This is a genomic window from Kitasatospora dryopteridis (assembly GCF_050749075.1).
In the GTDB taxonomy this organism is placed as follows: domain Bacteria; phylum Actinomycetota; class Actinomycetes; order Streptomycetales; family Streptomycetaceae; genus Kitasatospora.
In genome coordinates, this window is record NZ_CP192749.1 from 8,337,286 (window position 1) to 8,356,094 (window position 18,809).

Genomic DNA, 18,809 nt, shown 5'->3' on the forward strand with positions numbered 1-18,809 from the left:
TCGGCGCCGCCCTCGGCGTCCCCGCGCTGACCGCGCACCGCGCGCTTACCGTCGCCGAGGACGGGCCGCGCCGTGGAGAGAGAGAGAGAGAGAGAGAGAGAGAGAGAGAGAGAGAGAGAGAGAGAGAGAGAGAGAGAGAGAGAGAGAGAGAGAGAGAGAGAGAGAGAGAGAGAGAGAGAGAGAGAGAGAGAGAGAGAGAGAGAGAGAGAGAGAGAGAGAGAGAGAGAGAGAGAGAGAGAGAGAGAGAGAGAGAGAGAGAGAGAGAGAGAGAGAGAGAGAGAGAGAGAGAGAGAGAGAGAGAGAGAGAGAGAGAGAGAGAGAGAGAGAGAGAGAGAGAGAGAGAGAGAGAGAGAGAGAGAGAGAGAGAGAGAGAGAGAGAGAGAGAGAGAGAGAGAGAGAGAGAGAGAGAGAGAGAGAGAGAGAGAGAGAGAGAGAGAGAGAGAGAGAGAGAGAGAGAGAGAGAGAGAGAGAGAGAGAGAGAGAGAGAGAGAGAGAGAGAGAGAGAGAGAGAGAGAGAGAGAGAGAGAGAGAGAGAGAGAGAGAGAGAGAGAGAGAGAGAGAGAGAGAGAGAGAGAGAGAGAGAGAGAGAGAGAGAGAGAGAGAGAGAGAGAGAGAGAGAGAGAGAGAGAGAGAGAGAGAGAGAGAGAGAGAGAGAGAGAGAGAGAGAGAGAGAGAGAGAGAGAGAGAGAGAGAGAGAGAGAGAGAGAGAGAGAGAGAGAGAGAGAGAGAGAGAGAGAGAGAGAGAGAGAGAGAGAGAGAGAGAGAGAGAGAGAGAGAGAGAGAGAGCTGCACCCCGGGGCACTCGACGGGAAGGTGGTGCTCGCTGCGGGCGGGGCCGGAGCGGTCGGGCACGCGGTGATCCAGCTCGCCCGATGGGCCGGCGCCACCGTGATCAGCACGATCAGCGGCCCGGAGAAAGCCCGGCTGGCCACCGCCGCCGGAGCCCACCACGTGATCAACTACCGCGGGGACGATCCGGCCGCCGAGATCCGCAAGATCGCCCCAAACGGCGTCGACATCATTGCCGAGGTGGCGCTCGGCGCGAACCTCGCACTGGACCTGGCCGTGCTGCGAACGCGCGGCACGATCTCGACCTACGCCAACGACGGCGGCACGCCGGTCGAACTGGACGTACTGCAGAACATGGTGCTCAACGCGCGCTTCCAGTTCCTGATCCTCTACTTGGCCGGTCCGGAGGCGCGCGCCGCGGCCGCCCAGGACGTCGCCGCCGCAGTGCGCGACGGCGCGCTGCCGGTCGGAGAGGAGCACGGCCTGCCGCTGATCCGCTTTTCCCTCGACCGCACCGCCGACGCGCACCGAGCGGTCGAGAGCCGCGCGGTCGGTAAAGTCCTGGTGGACGTCACGGCCTGACGTCCAGTCATCCACTGCGCGCACGCCGCGGCCGCCCTGCCGGGGCGCTCCGGGGAGGCCGTTCCCCGGCCGACCGCCGCTGCACCCCGCCCCATCGTCCTCGGCGGCCCGGGCCGGGTTCCGGTGCTGCGCCCGGGGCGGCCGGTTCGTGTGGGCCGGCCAGGGGCGGGGTGGATCATGGGGGTGGTGCCAGTGGCTGGGGGTGTCCCCGCAGGGCTGATTCCAGGCCCGGACGAAGGCGATGACGGCAGCGACGACGAGGACGGCAAGGACGAAGCAGCCATGGGCGCCTCGCCGGTTCCGTGGTTGATGTCGTCCACTGGGCCCCGGGTGTCGAGCTGACGTGGATCCGAGCGCGGCCGTCAAAGAGGGGAGGGCAAGGGTGCAAACGGGCGGTGTCGTCCCCACAGGCGCATGACCGGCTTACTGGTGCGCCCGTCTTGGGGCGTTTCCGGCACACCGCTCCGGCCGCCTGCCGCTGCGTCCCGACGCCGTCTCCGGATTTCTGTGAGCCGTCGGCGCTTCCGGGTGCGGTAACGGCGCCCGGGCGCGCGGAGACCGCGGCCCTCGCGGCGCTTGCCGAGACGTGAAGCGGCGGGTTGGGCGAGGACTTCGAGTGAGGCGGACCGTCGTGTCTGCGCGCGTGGTGTCCGCGCGCGTAGGTGTCCGCGCCTCGCGCGGGCACCTACGCGGCGGCTGTTCCTGCTGCTCGTCTCCGTGACCCTGGCTTGGTTGGGGGTGTTCTCTCCCTCTGTCGTAGGTCGCGCGGTTCTCGAGAGACAAATACGCTCAGGCCCGGCTTCCAGGGGATGAGACAGGAGGAAGCGCACAGTTCCGGCGGACATTCATGCAACGGCGTTTCTCCCGCCACCAGAGTCCCAAGCGTCACCGAACGCCAGCAGCCTGGGCGCCCCAGAAACCGGGATCAACCACCCGTTTACGGGCGAAAAGCCCAGCGAGTACCTGTTTTCAAGCCTCTGGGTAGCGTCGGCCCAGGTCGGGAATCAAACAGGCTGAATTCAGAGGCGTGAACAGGCCGGCGATGGGAGGAAGATCGGACCGGATTTTGGCACAGGCCGATGATCTTGATACCGGTTCGGTGACTCCGCCTGTTCGGCCTGTTCAGCGACCATGAGGGTGCGCCAGGATGACGACATGGCCGATGAAACGATCACTCCACGCACCATCGCCGACCGCCACCTCGACCAGGTGGCCGCCCACGACCCGCTGGAGGCCGCCTGGCTCGGCCTGCACCCAGGTGACGACCGGCAGCCGGACCTCTCGCCGGACGGTTTCGAGGCGCTCGCCGACATCGCCCGGCACACCCTCACCGCGCTCGACGCCGCCCCCGCCACGGAGGACCCCACTGACCGTGCCTGCGCCCGGCTGCTCCGGGAGCGCCTCACCGCCGAACTCGCCATGCACGACAGCGGCGAGAACCTCCGTCAGCTGCGCAACATCGGCGCGCACGTCCACCATGTGCGGGACATCTTCACCTTCATGCCGACCGCCACCGACGACGACTGGGCAGCGGTGGCCGGGCGACTGCGCAACCTGCCCGCCTCGCTCGACGGGTACCGCACGACGCTCACCGAGGGGATCTCCCGGGGACTGCTCGCCGCGCCCCGCCAGGCAGATGCGGTCATCGACCAGCTCACCGCCTGGACCGGCGAGGGCACCGGCGGCGCGGGGTGGTTCGCCGAGTTCGTCGCCCCCGGCCCGGAGCGGCTGCGCGGCGAACTGGACGCCGCTGCGCACAAGGCCACCGCTGCAGTCGCCGAGTTCCGCGACTGGCTGCGCGACACCTATGCCCCGGTCACCGCCAACACCCCGGACGCCGTGGGCCGGGAGCGCTACCGGCTCGCCGTGCGCTACCACTCCGGCGCCGATCTCGACCTGGACGAGGCCTACGCCTGGGCCTGGAGCGAGTTCCACCGGACGGCGGCCGAGATGCGAACGGAGGCCGAACGCGTGCTGCCCGGAGCAGGCGTCAAGGCCGCCATGCACCACCTGGAACGGCACGGCCACGCGGTCGAGGGAGAGGATGCGGTCCGCGACTGGCTGCAGCAGCTCATGGACCAGGCGATCACCGCCCTCGACGGCACCCACTTCGACATCTCCGGCCCACTGCGCAGGGTCGAGTCCAGGCTCGCACCGGCCGGCAGCGCCGCGTCACCGTACTACTCCGGCCCCAGCCTGGACTTCAGCCGCCCCGGACGCACCTACCTGCCAACCCTCGGCCGGGACACCTTCCCGACCTGGCAGCTCGTCACCACCTGGTACCACGAGGGCGTCCCCGGCCACCACCTGCAACTCGCCCAGTGGGTCGTCCTCGCCGACCAACTCAGCCGCTACCAGACCACCTCGGGCATGGTCAGCGCCAACATCGAAGGCTGGGCCCTGTACGCCGAACGACTCATGGACGACCTCGGCTTCCTCACCGACCCCGCCCACCGCCTCGGCTTCCTCGACGAGCAGATGCTGCGCACCATCCGGGTGATCATCGACATCGGCATGCACCTCGGCCTGGCCATCCCCGCCGACTCCGGCTTCCACCCCGGCGAACGCTGGACCCCACAGCTTGCCACCGAGTTCATGGCCACCTACAACGGCAGCCCTGCTGAACTGCGCAGCAGCGAGATCGTCCGATACCTCGGTTGGCCAGGTCAGGCCATCGGCTACAAGCTCGGGGAGCGCGCCTGGCTACAGGGGCGTGAGGCCGCCCGCCGCCGGCAGGGCGCCGCGTTCGACCTCAAGGCCTGGCACATGAAGGCGCTCTCCCAGGGCTCGCTCGGCCTCGACGACCTGGTCCACCAGCTTTCCACGCTGTAGACCCGGCAACGACGGGCCCGTTTCGCGAGGATGACGACCTCCGGAACGGGGCCGTTCGCGCCCACGACCCGGTCGGCAAGCGTCGGGCCGACCCGGTTGGGGGCTGCGCCGTCGGCAGTCCTGTTCTATGTGGACGGCGCAGGCAACCAGCGTGCGCCCGTGCATCAAGTGCAGCGCCGTGCGGACTACGAAAGTCGAGATCGTGTGGCAAACGGTCAAGATCACCTGCCGGAGGACAGCGGGATCCCCGCCTTCCCCACCCGCGCGGCGATCCGCAGCCGCGGCGCCTGGGCAGCAACGTCAGAACCGCTCGACCGCCCGCGCGTCACCGGTCAGCGCGTACCGGCGGCACGCGAAGAGTTCCACGGCGCTGCTGCCGATCTGCGCGCCGAGCACCCCGAGGACGTCCTCGGCGTCCCGGTCGGCGAGGTACAGGCGCGATGTCCAGGGCGAGTGAGCCCGTCCACCGCGCCGACAGCGCCGCCGCCGTCACCCCACGGCCGCCTCACCCGCTACGCCGCGGGGGCGCCCTTGTAGGCCTCGCCACCCAGATCGAAGGCGCCCGTATCGCCGCCGGGAGCTGACCTCCCGTCAACCCGGCGCAGCAAGCCGCTCCCGGTCCGGCATCGCGGACCGCCCGGCGGGCCCTCGGCGCCGCCAATGAACGCCCTCCGGGCCGCCGAACCGGCGGCCCGGAGCACGCGGCGTCCGTCTTCTGCCGGACCGCGCGCGCCGGGAGCTGTCCGTCCGTCCTCGCGGTCGGTGACGGCCCCGATCCCGGCGGGACCGCGCGAAACAGACGCAGTGGCGTTGCCGTCGACGGTTCAGCCGATCCTGATGCCGTCCGTGCCCACCGCGCTCACGCGCCGGTCGCCGGTCCGTCCTCCGCCGCTTCCTGGAAGCCGACGACGGCCTCACCGTACGACCGCGCCCAGTTCGTCAGGGCGGCGATCGGCTCGACGAGGGTCGGACCGAGGCCGGTCAGGCCGTACTCGACCCGTGGAGGCGCTTCGGCATACGCACGGCGCTCGACCAGGCCGTAACCCTGCAGCTTGCGCAACGTCTGGGTGAGCACCTTGCGCGAGACGCCGCCGATGAGATCGACGAGTTCACCGTGCCGGTACGGTCTGCGGCTGAGCGCGAACAGAACGACGACCGCCCACTTGCTGGTGATGATCTCGACGGCGAGCCGGGCCGGGCAGTCGGCGAGGAAGACGTCTCCCGCTGAGTCACGCATGGCCGAAGGTACCAAGAGGTACCCATCGACTCAGTAGCGTCCTGTTCCATGAGTACGCCGCGAACGAAAAACTACGTCCTCGTCCATGGCGCCTGGCACAGCGGGCGCGTCTGGGACCGGGTGGCACCCCTGCTGACCCGGGCCGGGCACCGGGTGTTCGCCCCCTCACTCACCGGCCACGGCGACAGGGAGCACCTGCTCGGTCCGGAAGTCGGACTCGACACCCACGTCGCCGACGTCGTCGCTCTCCTCCGCGGGGAGGACCTCACCGACGTGGTACTGGTCGGGCACAGTTACGCCGGAATGGTCATATCCGCCGTGGCCAAGGCTTCCAGAGAGGGGCCGCCATCGGGCCGGCACGGCACAGGATGCACCGGCTGACCGGACTGGACATCACGACCATCGGTGTCGACGGGCTGATCGCCGAAGACCGCACTCGTGTCGTGGTCGTGGCCACCAGCAGTGGCACCGACGTCGACGGCGTCCCGTGGGCGATGAACGTCCTCGAACCGGCCGACGTCGTGAACGGGAAGATCACCAGGAAGCGTTCGTCCTACCAGGACACCGCGTTGCTGCGGGACACCTCGCTCGAACGGGAGGCGGTGCTCGCTCAGGAAGCTGCGTGGGCCTGACTTGCCCGTTTCGGCGGCGGTGGTCCGGCACCCGGCTGGCCGCCTGCTGCGGCGGCTTGCGAGCGGATCGTTCAGCGCCGGGTGGCGGGGCGCGGTGCGGCCGGCAGGGGCGGGGTGAGGACGGGCTCCAGCAGGTGGGCGAGCTGGTGGCGTTGCTGCGCGTCGAGCCGGCCGGTGGCCGGCGCGAGGGCGTCCCGCACCTCCTCGTAGAGGCGCTGGGTGAGGTCGCGTCCGGCGTCGGTGATCAGGACGACGACGGCGCGTTTGTCCTCGGGGCTGGCTTGGCGGGCCAGCAGTCCTCGTCGTTCGGCGCGGTCGATGAGGCCGGAGAGGGTCGATTTGTCCAGGCCGAGGAAGGCCGCCAGGTCGCTCATGCGGGGGCGCCGGTCGCGCACGATGCCGAGCACGCGCAGCTGGGTGAGGGACAGGTCGTGCTCGGCGCCGATGCGGGTGAGCACGCTCATGACCTGGAAGGCGCTGCGGACCAGGCCGTCGATCAGGGCCTCTTCGGAGTCGTCGGGAGCCATGGCCACCACCCTACTTGACATTGTTTGCATTACCAATGACTCTGGTTTTGATTGGTAATGCAAACCAACGTCCAAGGAGTCCCCATGCATGCAGCAGTCCTCACGTCGTACGACGCACCGCCCGTCTACGGCGAGCACCCCGAACCCGTCGCCCGGGGCGAGCGCGAGATGGTCGTGGACGTCCTCGCGGCGCCCCTGCACCACCTGGCCCGGGCCAAGGCGAGCGGCGCCCACTACTCCGCCTCCGGCGTCCTCCCGCTGGTCCCCGGCGTCGACGGCGTCGTCCGGGACCCCGCGGGCCGCCTGCGCTACGCGGTCCTGGACGACACTGCCCTCGGCACCTTCGCCGAGCGCACCGTCATCGACGCGCGTCGGAGCGTGGTCCTGCCCGACCACGTGGACCCGGTGCGGATCGCCGCCGCGATGAACCCGGGCATGTCCTCCTGGGTCGCCCTGCGCCGCCGCATCACCTTCCACGAGGGCCAGCGCGTCCTCGTCCTGGGTGCCACCGGCAGCGCCGGACGCATGGCCGTCCAGATCGCCAAGCAGTTCGGCGCCGCCCAGGTCATCGCCGCGGGCCGCGACACCGCCCGCCTCAAGGAGTTGCCCGCCCTCGGCGCCGACCGGGCGCTCACCTTCGACGAGATCGCCGCCGCAGCCGACGTCGACGTCGTCCTCGACTTCGTGTGGGGCGCGCCCGCCGCAGGCACCATGCTCCCGATCCTCACCGCCCGTACCGACCGATCCGCACCGCTCACCTGGGTCCAGATCGGCTCCATCGCGGGCGCGTCCGCCGCGGTCCCGTCCGTGGCCCTGCGCTCGGCCCGGTTGCAGATCGTGGGCAGCGGCATCGGATCGCTCTCCCCCCGCGACTTCATCGCCGAGCTCCCCGAGCTGGCTGCCGCGGTGACCGAAGGCGCCATCGACGTCCAGGCACGGGCCGTACCGCTGGCCCGGATCGCGCAGACATGGAACGACACCCGTTCCGGCGAGCGCCTCGTCTTCGTCCCGTAAGCCCCCGCCCCACCCCTTCCGTCCAGGGCCCGACTCCTTCCCGTGCCGACTTCTCCGGCTGCTCACCGCCCGGCACGGGCGGCGGGCAGCCGGAGCAAGGAGGGGAGTCATGCAGAAACGTGCGTTGATCGTGGGCCTCGGCATCGCCGGCATGTCCGGCAGTCGGACTGAGCTGGACCGGATGGACGCCGGTGATCGCCGAGCGGGCACCCGAGCGCCGCACCAGCGGTGGCAGAACGTCGTGGCGCGTACGAGGCACCGGTGCCCGCCCGGCCCGGAAGGCTGCGTACCTGCGCCGGACGGGATGAGCACTTCTACTCAGGCCGGGCCCGCGGTGATGATCCACTCTTGGTGCGACAGCAACCACCCCACTGCAGCAGCAACCGAAACAATGGAAGACATGGCCAGCGACACCGACACCCGCCCGCGCCGGATCCCCGCTCCTGTGGCGCCCGCGTTCGACAACATGTTCTCGCTGGCCTACCTGGCTTTGGTGGCGGCCGCGGTCGGTCTCGTCGTCCACGCCAATTACGTCCTCCACGACCCCGCGTTCGCCAACCTGTGGCTCGCCCTCGCCACCGCACCTGCCGGCCTCCTGGCCCTGCCCCTGCCCGCGGTCTTCTGGGACACCCCGGTCGAATGGATCGGCCCCCCGCTCCTCATCGCCACCACCGCGACGGCCGCACTGGTCAACGCCGCCTTCCTCGGACGGCTGGTCGCCGGCATCCGTGCCACGGCGCGAAGCGGCCGCACCGCCGGATAGCGGACTGCGACACCGCCCGACCGGACACCACCCCGGCGCCGTGTCGTGGTGCGCGGGCGGCTGCCGACGGGGCCCGCCGTGAGAAGCAGGCCGCCGAACGCGAGAGCCGCCGCCCGGCCTGCTCCCGCTGGTCGGCGCCGTTCTCGGACGAGCGGCGGGCGGAGCAGCGGGCCCTCTGGGACAACCGGCTGTGCGGCGGCTGTTGCCAGGACATGGCCTACCAGCGCGCCCACCGAGAAGCCGAGGCGGCCGAGCAGCAGCGGACCGTCGCCGAAGCCGCGGCCGCCGAGCGCGGCCGCGCCTGGTGACGCCGCACCTGACCGGCCCCGTCGGCGCTGCCTACCGCCGCCCGGGGAGGCTGGCCGTTGCAGGCGGTCTTGACGGCTGCCGTGCTGCGCGGTGCCATGGCCCTGACCCAAGGAGGGGCCGTGGCACCTGATGAGGACAGCGATGCCGAGGACCGGGCTGGTGAGGGCGGCGGTGACCGGCCGGACAGCTCACCGGACCCGTACCGTCCCGGACCCGCGGACAGTTTCTGGGTGGGGGCGCTCGTCCTGATCGTGGTGGTGCTCCTTCTGGCCGTCCTCGTGTCCCACATGGACTGGAGCCCCGGGAACCCGAACCAGAACATGCCGCCCTACAAGTGACGTTTCTGCAGGCCAGAGCCCACGGACAAGGGGGTCGCGGCCACCCCGTCGATGCTGCGCCGCTCCGGTTCGTCCCCGCCGGGTACCCGGAGCGCCGAGACTGGAGTCCAGGATCGTCTGAGCTGGCCGGGCGTCAGGGAGTTGGAGTGTCTGTCCGGGGATGATGAGGAGTACCGGCGGCCTTGTCCTGCCGGTGGCGGCCTGGGGGCGGGGGCTAGGTTCGGGGTGGGCGTCCAGCGGCGGGTCGGTGGCGTCGTCCAGGAGCACCGCGGTGCCGTTGGCATGCAACAGCACGGGCGGGGGATAGCCGGCGCTGGAGTAGGTGATGGTTGCCGGTCCCACTCGAGGAAGCAGGTGACGGTGCCGTCCACGATCCTCGTCAGCTCGTCAGCTCGTCGGCGGATTCGGGGGTGAGGCGGTAGAAGCCCTGGAGGCTGATCGAGCGTTCCAGGAGCCCGTCGGCCACGTACTTCAGCTGCCCGGGTCCGGCCCCGGCGGTTGCGCCAGATGAGCTCGGCGAGGACGTTGCCGGGGATCGGCACGTCGAAGCGCACGGGTGTGGCCTCGATGTGCACCGCCCGGGCGCCGCAGTCACCGGCGCCGAGCATCGACCAGTCGCCGTGCCCGGGGAACGCGGGTTCGTTCCAGCTCCCGGGGGCGGTGCCGCAGCACTCGCCCCGCTCCAGGTCGGTGATCCGCATCCGGCTCACCACGTGGACGACGTGCCGGTTGACGTGCACCGCGTACACCTCGTCGCCCACCAGGGCGCCGGACCAGGCGGGCGGCGAGGTGTGCACGCCGCTGAAGGCGACCGGCGGCCACTGACCGGTACGGCAGGCCCGGCGCAGGGCACGGCAGACATCGTGGGTCCACAGGCCGGTGAAGGCAGCAGACACGGCCGTGATCGTAGGAACGAGTACCGACGCCTTGACCGCCCACCACGGCCCCGCCCTTTCCCGCCCCGCCCGGGGCCGCCGTCCTGGTCCGCCGCCTGCTGTGCACACCCGGGCGGCGCCCGGCGCGGATTGCCCGCAGCACACCGTCGGCTCGGGTCGTCCCGCACGGTGCGATCATCGGTTGCACTCCGGAGCGGAAGGTTGGTTCTTGTGGAAGATTCGGCGGTCTCGGAGCTGGCCAGACTGCTTCAGGCGGATCCTCGCGGTCCGCACCAAGCCCTTGAATGGGAGCGTTGCCGGCCCGAGATCGGACTGGAACTCCCGGCGGACTACAGACAGTTCACCGACGTCTTCGGGTGCGGGTCGATCAATGACGAGTTCGCGATGGTCTCGCCGTTCGACTAGCGCCTGCCGGGGAGTCACTTCAAGAGTTTCTCGAAAACTCTGACGGAAACATTCGAAGGCGCCGGGTGTGCTATCGCCGAGATGCGCGAGGGGAGTTGCCGGATCGCTTCCCCTATCCGGTGCTCCCTGAAGCCGGCGGACTGATCGCCTGGGGAACGTGCGCGAACGGGTTCCTGTGAGAGCCCGAAGCGGGCCTGGATCCGAATCGGCGCCGGCATGGTGGAATTCCTGATTGACATCGTCTCCGGGCGGCATCCGTACTCCGCCACCCTTCTCGTAGCGGATAATCCGGTGTGGCTGACGAATACCGCCTGACTGGACAATATCGGACCTGGCATCGCCCGCCCGGGCGAGTTCGTCCTGCCCACGCGGCCGTCCTCCGTCCGTGCCTACCGCTAGGAAGCGGCTACCAAGAAGCCGAAGGGGCAGATGGCCGGGGACGTCGGCGAAGCGTTCGTGCCGGCTTTCGGGCTACTAGCACGGAAAATTGTGCCAAATCTCGCCGTGACGGCAGCTGTATCTCTTGCACTGCCCCATGTAGCCCTGAATGTAGTGGTCGCAAGGGTGCGGTGAGTCCAGGCATATATGGCAGTATTTGCTGTCGGGATCGACACGCACTCCGGCGGCCGCCAGCCTCTCCCGTGCCTCTGCGTGGGCCTTCTGGACCTGATTCGTGATCAGATCCTCCAGCGCCGCGGTGACCTCGCTGATCGCCTTCTTCTGATCGTCTGTGAAATCGTTCCGGAGCTCCATCGGTTCCTCCAGGCTGCTCCGATACCCCTGACTGCCATGGTCCCGCAGCCCGGAGGGCGACGCCACTCCGCCCGGAACCGGCTACGGCGAGTAGCAGAACGCCCTTTTCGTGACTGTCCGCTGTGCTCCGGCCCTACTGTTTCCGTGACCGATACGCAGGCAATTCCGCGGACATCACGGAATCAGGAACCCGTCGTCCTACCGGCCGGTGCATCGATACGTTCTGGCTCTCACCGCTCATTCCACAGAGGACCCCATGCGCCCCATCACCCTCGCCCTGGCCGCCGCCTGAGACCGCATTTGAGATCTTCGGCGTCTATCCCTGCGCTGCTGCCCTACGCTCTCGGGGTGGGCGAGAGATTTCCTGTGGTCGGGGACTTCAGAGAGCTTGGGCGGGGCGGGACAGACAGGCCGTCACTGCGGTCTGCCGTCCGCGATCAAGCGTCGGCGCATGCACGCGACCTCGTCGAGTACCTCCGCAGCGGCACGGTCCTGGTCGCCGCGCCCACTCTCGTGCATGACGTCCTCAGTCCTGACGAGACCGTGATCGGCGGGTGGCACCTGATGACGGACGGGCACTGGCTGTGGCACTCCGACCTGGCCCACTACGTGCAGCGGTACCACGTGGTACTCGACCCCGAGTTCATCAAGCACGTGCGGAGCAACGGTTGGACCGTGCCGGATCTCAGTGACAGCGACGTGGATGCGATGGTGGCCGTACTCCTCGAAGCCGAGTAAGGCTGGCACCGGCACTTGGGAGTGTGCGTGATCACGTGGAGGTCTGGGCCGTGGGGCGCGGACCCGGCCGGGAGGCCGGCCCGCCCCGGGTGAGGCGCCGCAACATGATGTCGATCATCGCCCGACGGATCATGGTATCCGAGCAAGCCGGGCTGGTCTCGTAGTCCCGGGTGAGACGCCGGTGGGCGGTGATCCACGAGAACATGCGCTCTCCGGCCCACCGCTGGGGCTGGACCTGGAAGCCGCGTTGGTCAGGGTCCTTGCGGACGATTCCAGCTCGCGGCCGAGGATCTGGGCAGACCAGTCGACCAGACGGCCGGTGAAGCCCTGATCGGCCCAGATCTTCCGGACACCTGGGTGGTCGAGGCGGGTCCACAGCAGTGGGCGCCGAGCGCCGTCGCGGTCCTGGACATTCGCCGCGACCACGTGGACGGCCAGGAGCAGGCCGAGCGTGTCGGTGACGATGAACCGCTTGCGGCTTTTGACCTTCTTACCTGCGTCGAAGCCCCTGGCGGACGGCGGAACGGTGTCGGTAGTGCGAACGGACTGGGAGCCGATCAGGCCGACGGTCGGCTCGGCATTGCGGCCGTCGGCTTCGCGCACCCTGCCGCGCAGCACCTCGTGAGTATGTTCGACAGCGCCGCTGTCGTGCCACCAGTGAAGTACCAGTACACGGTCGGCCACGGAGCAAAGTCCTTCGGCAGCTGCAGCCAAGCACAGCCGGTCCGCACCACGTTGAAGATCGCATCCACGATCCGTCGCCGAGGGTGCTTCTCCTGTCGCCCCCCTTCGGGCCCACCCTGGCCGGAGGCAGCAACGGCTCCACCAGCGCCCACTGCTCATCCGTCAGGTCCGGCGGATACCCGCCCCGGAACCGTTCACACGAGGCTCAATGACCCCTCCATCCTCACGACACGGCAGATCTCAAACATGGTCTCAGGTGTGTTTCCGAACCCCGTACGTGGCCCAGGGACGCGCAGCGAGCGTCGGCAGGCCGGCAAAGGTCGGCCGATCGCTCCATTTTCATGAAGCCCCACGAGTAACGCTGGGTGTGTCCCAGGGCGCAGAGACCGGGTGATTCATTCCGCGCACCGCCGAACTGTGACAATCTGTCACGCTTGTCAAGGTAGCCAGCTCGCCGATTTCCCTGAGGCTCGGCAGAAGAACTTGATTCTCAATCAATGGAGGAGGAGAGTAAGGAAGGAAGGAAAAGCGGGCCAGGACGCCTGGCCGTCTTGGGATAGTTGCCGCTCGAAACGCGCGGAAGACAAGGCGTTGAGAGCTCAACAAGGACTCGGCGCTGCCGAAGCCCGACGCCCCGTCCATAGGCCCGTTCCGCCTCTACCTCCTACTCGCCCGTGTTGCTCCACGCCGTCGTGTCTCGGCTGCCGTGCGAAAGCCGCGATTCCGGTGCAGGAGCCTTGAAGCCGCGATGGGATTGGTTGCGCAATCAATCGCGGTAACGCTGCCGAATCGGCAGTGTCCCACCCGCAGGCCAAAATTCCGGAGCAGGTGCGGCCGAGCTGTGGCGTGGAAACATCTACGCCGGTCGGTCGTGCACCCGGGAAGAGGGATAGCCATGCCTGACGATTTCAGCCTCCCGCCACCCGAACTCCTGCGTGTCGAAGTGTTGGACCTCGGCCCCGTTATCGACCCCCCGTTCGCCGACGCCAAGAATCTGCGCGAACACCTGCCGAAGGTGCAGACCAAGCCGGTCGGGTTCGAGCAGATGGAATCCAACCTCACCGACGACGGGCATCGGCGTGCGGTGGAGGTGGCGCTTTCCTCCGAAGAGGTGGGGCGGCAGGTGGCGGGAAAGCGCTGCGATGTCCTGGGCGTCGGAACGGCGGCGACCGGAAGGAACAGCGAATACCCGCTGGTGATCATTTTCAACTACACCGACGGTCTGGTCATCGAGGCGATGGTCGACCTCGATTCCGCGAGAGTCCTCGATGTGACAACGGCGAACCGCCAGCCTCCACTGGCGGACGCGGAGCACAGTAAGGCCGTGGAACTGCTTCGCGATGCTGGCGGACTTGCGGACGTCGGCGTCGATCTCGACGCCGGCATGGGTCTGATCGTCGAAGAAGTCAACTTCCGCGACCCCCGGTACGGGCATCGACTGGTCGACCTGCGGTTCGGCCCCCGGGACAGGCGCCTGCCGACTGCCTTCGCCATCGTCGACCTCACAGACCAGGACGTCGTGGCGGCCGGTCGGGTACCCCAGGAGGCGTCGTCATGACCGTGCAATCGTTGTCCGGCACCGTCCTCAGGTCGTCCGGAGGCGCGGTGCAATGGCCCCCGGAGGCTCCGGTGTGGAGCTTCCAGTGGCAGATGGTTGACGGAGACAGTGAAGCCATCTCCTTCACCGACGTGCGCTACAAGGGGCAGAAAGTCCTGCACAAGGCGAGCCTGCCCATGATCCGAGTCCAGTACGACGGCCCTGCGGGCCCGTACAAAGACGCCCTGAGTAGCGGAAACATGCAGGGGCCGGTCAAGGTCTACGAAGGGACGAATCCGGCGTACCGCTTCCTCGTGGTCGAGAGCTACCACACCATCGGTGCCTATCGCCTGACCAATCGGTGGATCTTCCGCAGCGACGGCATCATCCTGCCGCAGCTGTACAGCGCCGGACTCCAGGCACCGTACAACCACCGGCACCACGCGTACTGGCGATTCGACTTCGACATCGTCGGCGCCGCCAACAACCTCGCGCTGGAACACCTGCAGGTCAGCACGGACTGGGGCTACGGCCCCGGCTGGCTTCCGTACGGCACCGAGTCGGTGGTCGCCCGCTCACCACGGAGTACCTATGCGGTGCTGAACAAGTCGAATCCGCTGGGCAGGACGACGGGGTATCTGATTGCACCGGGTCCGTTCGACGGTGTCGCCGACGGGTTCGGACGCATGGATGCGGCGGTACTCGCCTACCACAGCGCCGAAGACCTGCGGGGGCGGCTGGGGACGTCGCAGGACGACCAGATCCTGACGCAGTCCACCGGCGAGGCCATCAATGGCCAGGACCTGGTGCTCTGGTGGTGCGCCCACCTCGATCACCATGCCAGCGAAGGCGGCAACGAGTGGCACGTCTGCGGACCGATACTGCAGCCGTTCGGCTACCCGTGACAGTGATCGGCCCTGCACGCAGCCGTCCGACGATCGGTTGTGGGAATACCCCTCGCCCATGAGAGCGAGGACCACCGAAGCACTACTACCCCGACCGGCCGGCGATCGTGTCGCTGGCCGGTCCGCCTGCCGAGGGCAGGTGTTCAGGTCGGGGGAGTGGTCAACTGCCGATCGTGCCACCCTGGGCGGCGATCATGGCCAGGTTCAGCCCGGCCACCGCCCGGGCCAGCCCCGGGACCTGGTCGGCGAAGATCATCTCACCCTGTCAGCCAACGTGACGGCGCCCCTTGCAGCACATCCGGTGCGCTGGACGACGCACCGCGCCGGACGGACAGCGAAGCCCCGGCTGAAGAGTTGAAATGTCAGCTCACCAGCCAGGGCCCCCTTCGTCTGCGCGCCGAGCCGCAAACGGATACATTGATCAGAAACTCAATTGGTTCTCGTTGAGGGTATAGCGGACCTGTGGACAGTGGAAGTAGCCGCGGACGATGTGGGGTTGGCGCTGGCGGCGGTGGAAGAAGCGTCGTGCTTCGGCTGCTGGCTCGGACTGGTTGCGGGCCCTGTGCCTCATGGGCAGGCTGCGCTTGAGGTCGGTGTTGACCGGTTCGTCGGGGTTCAGCTCGGGTGAGTACGCCGGCAGGAAGTGCAGCTCGACCTGGTCGGTGTGGTCGGCCAGCCAGACGCTGACTCTCCGTGAGCGGTGGGCCGAGTGCCGGTCCTCGACGAGGTGGACCTTGCGGCCGAAGTGGCCGGCGAACCGGTCGAGGAACCGGCACATGACCTTGGCGTCGAAGATCTCGGTGAAGACGCATGAAGTGCATCCGGCCCTTGGTGCTGATGGCGGACATGGCGTTGACCGAGAAGCGGTTGCCTGTGCGGCGTACCATCGGGTGCGGCCCTTCTCGCCCCGGGTGCGGCCGGTGACCTGGTCGGAGCGGATGCCGGCCTGGTCGGCAAACAGCGCCTCGGCTCCCTCGGCCCTCGCCTTCGCGTGGATCGCCGGCCAGGCCTCCTCGAGCCGGCCACGCACGGCCTCGGGGTTCTGCTCGACGGCCCGCTTACCTGCGGCGCTGGAACGACAGCCCCCAGCGCCGCAGGTACTTGCCGACCCCCTGCTCGGTCAGCCGCACCCGGTACAGCTTCGCGATCAGCGCACCCACCTGGGCGCGCGTCCACAGCTGCCCGGGAAGTCCCAGGTCGCACGGCTGGTGGTCGAGTACGGCCTGCCGAAGCGCCGCCTGCTCGGCCTCGGGCAACACCTGATGGTCCCCGACCCGCCGCCCCCGTGGACGCCCGATCAGCGCCTCACGCCCGCCGGCCGGCCGCTTCGCCCACCAGCCGTCCACCGCCTCGACCGAGACCTTGAACACCGCTGCGACGTCCTCGCGGTCACCGCCCGCAGCCGCAACGCTTCCTGCACCGACGGCGACAAGTGCCGCGCGTCCCCTCCAGTTCAGTCACGCGGTGTTCAACAACCCAGAACCCCTACCGTTTCGGATCAATATGGCCGTTGCCGGGTCGGCTCCGAGCTCGCAGAAATACCGGCGCTACCGCAGTTAGGCGTCAAACTTTCCTGTCTCCAGGTACTCCTGATTGACCATCACCCAGAAGTCCTCCGCCTGACCCTGAAGGACGTACTGATAGGGCATGTAGCCGTACCCGGAGTCACCCCAGCTGGTTCCCCAGGAATTGCGAATGATGAAAGCTCCCGTGGTGGTGCTTCCGTCCAGCGGGTTTGTCACCGCCCGATTGTTGTCATAGCCGACCACCATGACAGCATGTCCCCCCAGGAGGGTTTCGTTGGGGGACGGGAACGGGATGTTCCCATTGGGGGCTTGCAGGATGCTCGCGTACACGGCGAATCCGAACATGGAGGGAATTCCGGAAGCAACGTGCGCTTTGATATCCGCGAGGAGGTCACTGGCCGGCGTGCCAGGCGGATCCAAGCGGTAGTAAGTGAGCGCCTGGTAGTTGCTGGCGAATGCGTAGTGGAAGGCAGAGGGCTCGGTCTCGAACGCGGGGATGTCGTACGGCCAGTACTTCTCCGGGGGTGCGCCGAACAGCGTGATCGCACCCATGGTGGAGCGGAGGTAGGCGCCCGTATCACCGGTCCACTGAAGGAGGTCGCGAGTCGCCTTGTAGATGAAAAGACGCGAGGCGGGCATGAAGTTCCCGTGAGCCCGGATCTCGAAGTACTCCAGGATGCCTGAAGCTGCGTTCGCAGTGCATGAGCCCAGCGCACCCTGATCCACGATCGGTGAACAGAATTGACGCAAGTCCACGCTATCCGGCTGGTTCCCCACCGCCATCTTGAGGACGCCGGTGCGCTCGACGAGTCCGGGGATTCCGTTGGTATTTTTGGTGAAGTCCCGAATGTCCGGGCGGTCCGGGAGCCACCCCATGCCCTTCCCGTTGACAATATTCTTCATATTAATTGTCTCCACTTTGCGCAGTCCAAATCTACTGTGGGGCGGATGGTGCGAGACTACCGGATACCCCCATATGGTCCCCGCTTCACAGAATCGGCGCTTATGTCACCTGAAGGCACCAATGCGGGGAGTTCGTGCCAGCCTCGAGGCCATCGATTCTCATATGTAAGTACGCATGCGATGTGATCCTTGGGGGTCAATGTTTGATCACTGGAGTGTTGTGCTTAACTATGAGCCTTTTCGGCGATGCAGCTCCAGGGTGAGGACCGCCTCGGCTGCTGACGTCAGCCAGTTCGGACTGCAGCGGGCGTGCCGGAAGATCCTCCAGCGCTTCACGGTGGCCACGCCGCGTTCCACGGGGTGGCGGAGCCGGGCGTGGGCTCGGTTCAGCGATCTCTGTCCGGCCGTGAGTTCTCCGCGAGGCGGGCGCCTCATGGGTACGGCGAACGTTCCCCGACGCCGGTGTACGCCATGTCGGCCAGGGCAGGGATGCGGAGCCGGACGCAGGTCTTCACGATGCGGTGGGTGCGCGCGGCGGTCAGATCGTGGGTGCGGCCGGGCAGGATGCGGGAGGTCCACACGAGCCCGCCCGTCGGGCCGGTGATGACCTGGAGGTTCACGCCGTGGCGGCGGTGTTTGCTGGAGTAGTCGGCGCGGCCGTCGCCGACACGGTCGCACTCGGCGAGGGTGCCGTCGACCAGGACGTACTCCGGGTCGGCGTCGCGCAGGGCCCGGGTCAGGCCGGGTGCTTTGCGGGCGAGAAGGTCGGTGACCTGCTGGATGTAGGCGTGGGCGGTGCCGACGCTGATCCGGAAACCGGCGGCAATCTGGGCGAGCGTGTCGTGCTTGCGCAGGTACACCAGCGCGACCAGGGCTCGCTGGGAGGGCCGGAGCTTGCATCGGCGGTCACCCTCGCGGGTGACGATCAGCATGGTGACCCGCTCAACGAGCGCGTGCGGCAGGTCCAGTGCGGCAGGACAGGTGACCAACGAGGCTCCCTGGCTGGTTGCTTGAGACGTGAGACATCTCGCTCAACCGCCCGGGAGCCTCGTTCGTTCTGTCCTCAAGCCGACCGCCCGACCGTCACCCGATCGGTGCCCAGCCTGAAAACTCTCAGTGTCTTGGAGTGCGCTGCAGGAGTCCGAGGACATCGAGGAGGGCGCGGCGGTCGGTCTGGCCATTGGCATGGGCGGTGACGGTGCGGCGGGTGAGGGCCAGGACCGCTTCCGGCAAGCCCGCGACCGCACGCGTTCTCGCTCGCTATTCCTGGCGCTCGCCGCTACTGCAGTACTTTCAGTACCGCCAGGGAGAGCCGCTGTGCGGTGGGGCGAGGCGCACTTGCCCAATCTGGTTCCATGCGCACGCGCAGCCGCTTTCGTGCTGGACGCGCGCGCGCACCAGGCTGCCGCACGCCCGCATGGGTGGTTTCGCATGCGCGT

At 68.0% G+C, this 18,809-nt stretch carries 16 protein-coding genes and 4 pseudogenes; 11 read left to right on the forward strand and 9 right to left on the reverse strand.

Going from position 1 to position 18,809, the window contains the following annotated elements; translation table 11 throughout:
* Nucleotides 1–72: 72 nt before the first annotated feature.
* Nucleotides 73–1,371, forward strand: a complete 1,299-nt coding sequence (locus ACQ614_RS38230; protein ID WP_431683735.1) for a zinc-binding dehydrogenase — start codon at nucleotides 73–75, stop codon at nucleotides 1,369–1,371.
* 1,155 nt (nucleotides 1,372–2,526) lie between these two features.
* Nucleotides 2,527–4,203 carry a DUF885 domain-containing protein gene (locus ACQ614_RS38235; RefSeq protein ID WP_431683736.1) on the forward strand — a complete coding sequence of 559 codons (1,677 nt, stop codon included), beginning with the start codon at nucleotides 2,527–2,529 and terminating at the stop codon, nucleotides 4,201–4,203.
* 859 nt (nucleotides 4,204–5,062) lie between these two features.
* On the opposite strand, the gene ACQ614_RS38240 is transcribed toward ACQ614_RS38235, so the two are convergent.
* Nucleotides 5,063–5,440 (reverse strand): winged helix-turn-helix transcriptional regulator, encoded by a 378-nt coding sequence (locus ACQ614_RS38240; protein ID WP_431683737.1) that lies wholly within the window; start codon nucleotides 5,438–5,440, stop codon nucleotides 5,063–5,065.
* Nucleotides 5,441–5,488: 48 nt separating this feature from the next.
* Here ACQ614_RS38240 and ACQ614_RS38245 point away from each other — a divergent pair.
* A pseudogene (locus ACQ614_RS38245) lies at nucleotides 5,489–5,764 on the forward strand (alpha/beta fold hydrolase); the annotation flags it as partial.
* A 44-nt stretch (nucleotides 5,765–5,808) separates the two neighbouring features.
* The gene (locus tag ACQ614_RS38250) at nucleotides 5,809–6,072 is read left to right on the forward strand and encodes a hypothetical protein (RefSeq protein WP_431683738.1); all 264 of its coding nucleotides are present in this window, start codon (nucleotides 5,809–5,811) and stop codon (nucleotides 6,070–6,072) included.
* Nucleotides 6,073–6,143: 71 nt separating this feature from the next.
* On the opposite strand, the gene ACQ614_RS38255 is transcribed toward ACQ614_RS38250, so the two are convergent.
* Nucleotides 6,144–6,599 (reverse strand): MarR family winged helix-turn-helix transcriptional regulator, encoded by a 456-nt coding sequence (locus tag ACQ614_RS38255; protein WP_431683739.1) that lies wholly within the window; start codon nucleotides 6,597–6,599, stop codon nucleotides 6,144–6,146.
* A gap of 84 nt (nucleotides 6,600–6,683) precedes the next feature.
* Here ACQ614_RS38255 and ACQ614_RS38260 point away from each other — a divergent pair, with 84 nt between their 5' ends.
* The 4 genes and pseudogenes from ACQ614_RS38260 to ACQ614_RS38275 all read left to right on the forward strand — a co-directional run bounded on the left by ACQ614_RS38260 (nucleotide 6,684) and on the right by ACQ614_RS38275 (nucleotide 9,023).
* On the forward strand, nucleotides 6,684–7,613 hold the full coding sequence (locus ACQ614_RS38260; RefSeq protein WP_431683740.1) for a quinone oxidoreductase family protein: 930 nt from the start codon (nucleotides 6,684–6,686) through the stop codon (nucleotides 7,611–7,613).
* Nucleotides 7,614–7,722: 109 nt separating this feature from the next.
* Nucleotides 7,723–7,843: pseudogene (locus ACQ614_RS38265) on the forward strand (FAD-dependent monooxygenase); the annotation flags it as partial.
* A 170-nt stretch (nucleotides 7,844–8,013) separates the two neighbouring features.
* Nucleotides 8,014–8,376 (forward strand): SCO4225 family membrane protein, encoded by a 363-nt coding sequence (locus ACQ614_RS38270; protein WP_431683741.1) that lies wholly within the window; start codon nucleotides 8,014–8,016, stop codon nucleotides 8,374–8,376.
* Nucleotides 8,377–8,804: 428 nt separating this feature from the next.
* Nucleotides 8,805–9,023, forward strand: coding sequence for a hypothetical protein (locus ACQ614_RS38275; RefSeq protein WP_431683742.1), 219 nt, complete (start codon nucleotides 8,805–8,807; stop codon nucleotides 9,021–9,023).
* Between the two features lie 1,775 nt (nucleotides 9,024–10,798).
* Here ACQ614_RS38275 and ACQ614_RS38280 read toward each other — a convergent pair.
* Nucleotides 10,799–11,077, reverse strand: coding sequence for a hypothetical protein (locus tag ACQ614_RS38280; RefSeq protein ID WP_431683743.1), 279 nt, complete (start codon nucleotides 11,075–11,077; stop codon nucleotides 10,799–10,801).
* 564 nt (nucleotides 11,078–11,641) lie between these two features.
* Here ACQ614_RS38280 and ACQ614_RS38285 point away from each other — a divergent pair.
* Nucleotides 11,642–11,815: a hypothetical protein gene (locus ACQ614_RS38285; RefSeq protein WP_431683744.1), complete on the forward strand. Its 174-nt coding sequence runs from the start codon at nucleotides 11,642–11,644 to the stop codon at nucleotides 11,813–11,815.
* A gap of 129 nt (nucleotides 11,816–11,944) precedes the next feature.
* On the opposite strand, the gene ACQ614_RS38290 is transcribed toward ACQ614_RS38285, so the two are convergent.
* Both ACQ614_RS38290 and ACQ614_RS38295 read right to left on the reverse strand, forming a co-directional pair.
* The gene (locus ACQ614_RS38290) at nucleotides 11,945–12,499 is read right to left on the reverse strand and encodes a transposase (RefSeq protein WP_431683745.1); all 555 of its coding nucleotides are present in this window, start codon (nucleotides 12,497–12,499) and stop codon (nucleotides 11,945–11,947) included.
* A gap of 32 nt (nucleotides 12,500–12,531) precedes the next feature.
* Nucleotides 12,532–12,651, reverse strand: a pseudogene (locus ACQ614_RS38295) (hypothetical protein); the annotation flags it as partial.
* A 743-nt stretch (nucleotides 12,652–13,394) separates the two neighbouring features.
* On the opposite strand from ACQ614_RS38295, the gene ACQ614_RS38300 reads away from it, so the two are divergent.
* A complete protein-coding gene (locus ACQ614_RS38300; protein WP_431683746.1) occupies nucleotides 13,395–14,057 on the forward strand; it encodes a hypothetical protein in 663 nt (220 codons plus the stop codon).
* Entirely contained in the window at nucleotides 14,054–14,941 is an 888-nt protein-coding gene (locus ACQ614_RS38305) for a hypothetical protein (RefSeq protein WP_431683747.1), read from the forward strand. The genes ACQ614_RS38300 and ACQ614_RS38305 overlap by 4 nt, the downstream gene beginning before the upstream one ends.
* Nucleotides 14,942–15,362: 421 nt before the next feature.
* Here ACQ614_RS38305 and ACQ614_RS38310 read toward each other — a convergent pair whose 3' ends face one another.
* From ACQ614_RS38310 to ACQ614_RS38325, 4 genes and pseudogenes are all read right to left on the reverse strand, one after another.
* Nucleotides 15,363–15,971 (reverse strand): transposase, encoded by a 609-nt coding sequence (locus tag ACQ614_RS38310; protein ID WP_431683748.1) that lies wholly within the window; start codon nucleotides 15,969–15,971, stop codon nucleotides 15,363–15,365.
* Nucleotides 15,972–15,999: 28 nt separating this feature from the next.
* Nucleotides 16,000–16,311 (reverse strand): winged helix-turn-helix domain-containing protein, encoded by a 312-nt coding sequence (locus ACQ614_RS38315; protein WP_431683749.1) that lies wholly within the window; start codon nucleotides 16,309–16,311, stop codon nucleotides 16,000–16,002.
* Nucleotides 16,312–16,497: 186 nt separating this feature from the next.
* Nucleotides 16,498–17,370 carry a C1 family peptidase gene (locus tag ACQ614_RS38320; RefSeq protein ID WP_431683750.1) on the reverse strand — a complete coding sequence of 291 codons (873 nt, stop codon included), beginning with the start codon at nucleotides 17,368–17,370 and terminating at the stop codon, nucleotides 16,498–16,500.
* Between the two features lie 228 nt (nucleotides 17,371–17,598).
* Nucleotides 17,599–18,359 (reverse strand): annotated as a pseudogene (locus ACQ614_RS38325) (transposase family protein).
* Nucleotides 18,360–18,809: the final 450 nt, after the last annotated feature.

What these genes read in the sequence shown, in the direction of transcription:
- ACQ614_RS38255 (WP_431683739.1), bottom strand. Translation starts at nt 6,599, where the DNA reads ATGGCTCCCGACGACTCCGAAGAGGCCCTGATCGACGGCCTGGTCCGC.
- ACQ614_RS38270 (WP_431683741.1), top strand. Translation starts at nt 8,014, where the DNA reads ATGGCCAGCGACACCGACACCCGCCCGCGCCGGATCCCCGCTCCTGTG.
- ACQ614_RS38250 (WP_431683738.1), top strand. Translation starts at nt 5,809, where the DNA reads ATGCACCGGCTGACCGGACTGGACATCACGACCATCGGTGTCGACGGG.
- ACQ614_RS38305 (WP_431683747.1), top strand. Translation starts at nt 14,054, where the DNA reads ATGACCGTGCAATCGTTGTCCGGCACCGTCCTCAGGTCGTCCGGAGGC.
- ACQ614_RS38320 (WP_431683750.1), bottom strand. Translation starts at nt 17,370, where the DNA reads ATGAAGAATATTGTCAACGGGAAGGGCATGGGGTGGCTCCCGGACCGC.
- ACQ614_RS38300 (WP_431683746.1), top strand. Translation starts at nt 13,395, where the DNA reads ATGCCTGACGATTTCAGCCTCCCGCCACCCGAACTCCTGCGTGTCGAA.
- ACQ614_RS38240 (WP_431683737.1), bottom strand. Translation starts at nt 5,440, where the DNA reads ATGCGTGACTCAGCGGGAGACGTCTTCCTCGCCGACTGCCCGGCCCGG.
- ACQ614_RS38260 (WP_431683740.1), top strand. Translation starts at nt 6,684, where the DNA reads ATGCATGCAGCAGTCCTCACGTCGTACGACGCACCGCCCGTCTACGGC.
- ACQ614_RS38280 (WP_431683743.1), bottom strand. Translation starts at nt 11,077, where the DNA reads ATGGAGCTCCGGAACGATTTCACAGACGATCAGAAGAAGGCGATCAGC.
- ACQ614_RS38235 (WP_431683736.1), top strand. Translation starts at nt 2,527, where the DNA reads ATGGCCGATGAAACGATCACTCCACGCACCATCGCCGACCGCCACCTC.
- ACQ614_RS38285 (WP_431683744.1), top strand. Translation starts at nt 11,642, where the DNA reads ATGACGGACGGGCACTGGCTGTGGCACTCCGACCTGGCCCACTACGTG.